5 protein-coding genes are annotated in these 4,883 nt (G+C 66.1%); 3 read left to right on the forward strand and 2 right to left on the reverse strand.

What is annotated here, in order from left to right:
* Together ACRDUX_RS18745 and ACRDUX_RS18750 are read right to left on the reverse strand one after the other, a co-directional pair.
* The coding region (locus tag ACRDUX_RS18745) for an ATP-binding cassette domain-containing protein (protein WP_526415524.1) at positions 1-697 on the reverse strand (697 nt) is incomplete at its 3' end.
* Position 698: 1 nt separating this feature from the next.
* Positions 699-1,748, reverse strand: coding sequence for a BMP family protein (locus ACRDUX_RS18750; protein WP_526415525.1), 1,050 nt, complete (start codon positions 1,746-1,748; stop codon positions 699-701).
* Positions 1,749-1,989: 241 nt separating this feature from the next.
* Between ACRDUX_RS18750 and ACRDUX_RS18755 the strand changes: the two genes are divergently transcribed.
* The 3 genes from ACRDUX_RS18755 to ACRDUX_RS18765 all read left to right on the forward strand — a co-directional run.
* Positions 1,990-3,180, forward strand: coding sequence for a M20 family metallopeptidase (locus ACRDUX_RS18755; RefSeq protein WP_526415526.1), 1,191 nt, complete (start codon positions 1,990-1,992; stop codon positions 3,178-3,180).
* Positions 3,177-4,274 carry a pyridoxal phosphate-dependent aminotransferase gene (locus ACRDUX_RS18760; protein WP_526415527.1) on the forward strand — a complete coding sequence of 366 codons (1,098 nt, stop codon included), beginning with the start codon at positions 3,177-3,179 and terminating at the stop codon, positions 4,272-4,274. The genes ACRDUX_RS18755 and ACRDUX_RS18760 overlap by 4 nt, the downstream gene beginning before the upstream one ends.
* The coding region (locus tag ACRDUX_RS18765) for an amidase (RefSeq protein WP_526415528.1) at positions 4,271-4,883 on the forward strand (613 nt) is incomplete at its 3' end. The genes ACRDUX_RS18760 and ACRDUX_RS18765, both read left to right, overlap by 4 nt.

Raw genomic sequence — 4,883 nt, forward strand, 5'->3', positions numbered from 1 at the left:
CCCTTGCGGTGGTGTCTGCTACCCGCACCGTGTCGACGACCCGGCCGGAGCGGATCACGGTGCACCGGTCGGCGACCGCGGCGATCTCGGCCAACTTGTGTGTGATCAACACGATGGCCATGCCGGACCGGGCCAGGTCGCGCAGCACGACGGCCAGGCCTTCCCATTCCGTCGCCGACAGTACGGCGCTGGGTTCGTCGAGCAGGAGCACGTGGGCAGTGGAGAACAAACACTTCAAGATCTCGATGCGCTGACGTTCACCGACCGGAAGCGTGCCCACCGGTTCGTCGGTTCGCACCGGCAGTCCGTAGCGTTCGCTCAGTTCGGCCAGTCGGGTGCGGATGGCCGTCTTGTCGATCCGCCACGGTTGCGCAGAACCGCGCGACAAGGCGAGGTTCTCGGTGGCCGTCATATCGTCGACGAGCATGAAATGCTGGTGTACGACCCCGATTCCACGCTTGCGTGCGGCGTCGGGGTCACCGAACGGCAGTGGTTCGCCGTTGACCGAGACCTCCCCCGAGTCCGGTCGGGTCAGCCCCGACAGAATCCGCACCAGCGTCGACTTTCCCGCCCCGTTCTCACCGAGCAGGGCAAGGATCTCGCCGGGACGGACATCGAGATCGACGGCGTCGTTGGCGATGACGCCGCCGTAGCGCTTGGTGACGCCGCGCAGTCGCAGGGCATGGTCAGCCGCCACGTCATCCCCCTTCGGGCATGCTGATCGCTCCGGAGTTGATCTTGTCGGTGGTTTGGGTGACCAGATCCTGATACTGGCTGAACGACGGGCACAGTTTCAGCGTCTGGACGTTGGGATCCTCCACCGCGTAGAACCGCGGCTTGGCCGGCAACGTCTTCGCCGTGTAGTCCTCGAGAATGTGGGTCACCATCATCTGGGTGTTCTGGTAGGCGTATCCGATCAGGTTGGGCGATTCCGTGCATCGGTCGGTGGTGGGATTGAACACCGGGATCTTCTTGCCGGATTCGGCGACCGCGTCGAGCACTCCGGGTAGGCCGGCATCCTGGAAGGCGTAGATGACGTCGGCCCCGTTGGCGATCTGAGCCGCCGTCGCCTCCTTGGCCTTCGTCGCGTCACTGAGGGAGCCAACCGTCGTCGACGCCACGCCGATCGTCGGGTCGACCGACTTCGCGCCAGCGGCGAAGTCGATCGAGGACTGCGAGTTCGGCGGTATGTCCGTACCGCCGATGTAGCCGATCTTGCGTGACGTACTTGCCCTTGCGGCGACGGCCCCGGCCACGTAGGCGGGCACACCCTGCTTGGTGGCGTAGGTGTGCAGGTTGGGGATGCCCTCCTGGACGACGCCGGACATGACGAAGGTGACGTCGGGGAACTGCGGGGCGACGGTATTGCCCGCCGAGACAAGTGAGCTGCCACCAGCGATGATGAGGTTGTTGTCAGCGGCGAGGTTGGTGAGAGCGTCCACCGCGGCCTGCGGCGAATCCACGTTGTCGACGACGGAGACCTTCATCCCCTGCTTGTCCGCAACCGCCTGCACGCCATCCAGATAGGACTGGTAGAACGCCTTGTCATTGCGCGGGCCTGCCAGCACGACGCCGACCTTGCCACCCTCGGTCGAGGAGGGACCCGAAGCCGTACTGCCACTTTCGCTAGAGCAGGCCGCTGCGACCAGCATGGACGCGGCCCAAGCCCCGGCCAGCGCCCGGCCCCACCGTCGACCCCGCGGCGCGCGGGCGTCGATGGGGCCGCGGTGAGAGCTGAAAGATGTCATGAACACTCCTCGAATCCGGATCCCAGATGCATGGCGGCTAGATTTGAGATCTTGAGATCACATCTGCGATGAAGAGCATCATTCATCACGCACACATCGTGGTCAAGGGATGTGAGCTGCAGTAACACCGACGCAACATAGCTACCTTCATGTTGCCAAGAGCTTCGAAACCGCCTTCGCTTGACAGAAGTGCGGTTCGACAGGCTAGTTTGAGATCTCATTTGCAAATGTGCAGGAGCGTGTGACAGTGCAATCAGCCGCGGTGGCCAGGGCAATCGACAGCATCGACGAACAGCGCGTGGTGTCGTTGGTCCAGGAGGTGTGCCGCATACCGAGCGTCCTCGGCGACGAGCGGGCCCTTGCCAAGTATCTGGTCGACGTCATGCACGAGTCGGATTTCACCGACGTGCACCTGCAGGAGGTGCTTCCCGACCGGCCCAATGCCATCGGCGAACTGGACTTCGGGCCAGGACCGCGGGTGGTGTTCACCGGCCACCTGGACACCAAGCCGGAGTCGATCGGCTGGACCGCGACCGAGCCGTACAGCGGCGAGCTGATCGACGGACACGTCTACGGCCACGGGATCATGGACATGAAGGCGGCGTTGGTCTGCCAGCTCGTCGCCGCCGAGGCGGTGCGCGCCTCGGGCCTCGAGTTGTCCGGCCGGCTGGCGTTCGCAGGCGTCAGCGACCACATGGGAGATCAGCTGGGTTCGATCAGGTACTTCGACGACTACAGCGCCGATCTGTGCGTCCTCGGAGAGCTGTCCGACAACGAGATCTACCTCGGGCACCGGGGCCGTTACTACTTCGACGTCACCACCCAGGGCCGCTCGGCGCACACATGCCACAAGCCACTTGCCGTCAATGCCAATGTGCTTGCAGCACACGCGATTCTGGAGTTCGATGCGTCCAAGCTGACGCCCGAGCTCGAGCCGTGGGTGCGCGACCTATTCGGCGAGGAAACCTTCATCGCGCCGGGACGCGTATACGGCGGGCTGCCACCGGGAGGGCCGTCGATGATTCCCGACGAGTGCGTGATCCGCCTCGACTGCAGACCGCAGCCCGGTGTCGACGTCGAGACGGTGCGCGCCGAAGTGGATCGCTGCCTGAACAACGCCTTGCGCGCCGATTCCCGGTTCCTGGCGCGGGTCGAGCTTGTCGACACCAAGCCGCCGTACGTCGCCGATCCGCACAGCAACGTGGTGCAGACGATGGTCGACGCGGTGCGCCAGGTTCGGGGCACGGAACCACCCCTCAAGGCGGCGGGATGGCTCGGTGACACAGCCAGTTTCGGCGACCGGATCCCGACGGTGATCTTCGGCCCCGGTGGCGAGCCGGTCTACTGCCCGAACGAACGCCTCTCGGTGCACGACATCGTCGAGGCCACCCGCGTCTACACCGCCTTCGCCACGTTGGCACTTCAGCAGTGACCGCCCCGTCGTTCGAGTCTCTGCTGAGCCGGCCAGGTCTCGCGTGGATGGGACAGAACACCACGCACCTCGAACCGCCGCCAGAAGTCACCGAGGCGTTGTTGGCGAGCACCCGCGCCCGCGAGTTCCAGTTATATGCCCCCGCACTGGGTTTCGAGGAGTTGCGCGAGCTCATCACCGACGACCTCGGCCTACCGGATGCGGCGGCCTGGATCACCGACGGCGCCGTCGGCGGGTTGCACCACATCTGCACCGCCCTCGCGACCGGAGTGTCCCGAGTGATCACCACCGACCCTGGATGGCCATGGCCTGCCCGCTTCTTCGGCCTGCAGGGCGTGCCGGTGAGCACCGTGGAGATCTACTCACCCGAACGGGGTTACACCCTGGCAGCGCATCAGATCGCGGACGTGATCGAGCCGGCGTCGCTGATCTACCTCATCGACCCGCTCAACCCGTTGGGCAGCCGGTATGAGCGCGAGGCGCTGGAATCGATTGCCGCGCTGGCCCGCGACACGGGATCTCTGATCGTCCACGACTGCACCTACCGACACTTCGCCGACGGACACACCCTTCTGGCCGAGATATATCCCGAGGGCACGCTCACCACGTACAGCTTCTCGAAATGGCTTGGCCTTGCCGGTCTGCGCCTCGGAGCGGTCGTCGCGATCCCCGAGCTGCTCGCCCGGCTGACGGACGTGCCCGCCAATCCGCTCGGGGCGAACATCCAGGCCCAGCGCGCCGCCATCGCCGGCCTGAAGGTGAAGGGGCCGTGGCTCGACCGGCTGCGCGCGACCAACCGGGCCAACCAGGACATCGTCACCCACGCCGTCGTCAGCAGCGGACTCGGCACTGTTCTCGTCGAGCCCTCGCACGGCAATTTCCTCGCCGTCGACGTCAGTGGCTGTGGCGCCACCTCCGATCAGCTGTGCGCGGCGATGCTCGATCACGACGTCTTCATTCGTGCGGGCACCTATCAGTCGCCCCGCTTCGGCGAGAGGTTCGTCAAGATCAGCACGTCGGTACCCACCGAGTGGGCGCAGCGTTTCGCCGCGGCATGGCCACGGCTGCGGCTGGACAGCAAGGCAACCCGATGACGGCGCGGTTCGAAAGCCTGGACATCGAGGACTACCGGGCAACCAGCGGTGTCGACCTCGGTCGCCGGATCGCCACCGGCGAATTGTCGCCGGTGCAGCTGGCCGAGTGCGCCCTGCACGTCGCGAGCGCAGCCGAGCCCGCGATCAACGCCTACGCGGGCCTGCTCGCCGAACGCGCACTGGCCCAGGCCCGCGAACGCGAGTCGGAGGTACGTTCGGGCCGGATCCGCAGCCCACTGCACGGTGTTCCCATCGCGATCAAGGACAACATGCCCTACGTCGGCGAGCCGACCGGAAAGGGATCGCTCACCACGCCCGACACGCCGGCCACGTATTCGGCGCCGATGGTGTCACGCTTGGTCGACGCGGGCGCGGTGGTGATCGGCAGGACGACGACCCCCGAGTTCGGTTGGAAGGGCACCGGGATCTCGCCGCGCACCGGGGTGACGAGGAATCCCCACGACCCGCGGCGGAATTCGGGCGGTTCCAGCGCGGGCTCGGGGGCGACCGTCGCCTCCGGTGCCGTGCCGATCGCGACCGGCACCGATGCCGGCGGGTCGATAAGGATCCCCGCGTCGTTCTGCGGTGTCGTCGGCCTCAAGCCCACGC

Source organism: Mycobacterium sp. (assembly GCF_050701675.1).
Taxonomy (GTDB): domain Bacteria; phylum Actinomycetota; class Actinomycetes; order Mycobacteriales; family Mycobacteriaceae; genus Mycobacterium.

What these genes read in the sequence shown, in the direction of transcription:
- ACRDUX_RS18750 (WP_526415525.1), bottom strand. Translation starts at nt 1,748, where the DNA reads ATGACATCTTTCAGCTCTCACCGCGGCCCCATCGACGCCCGCGCGCCG.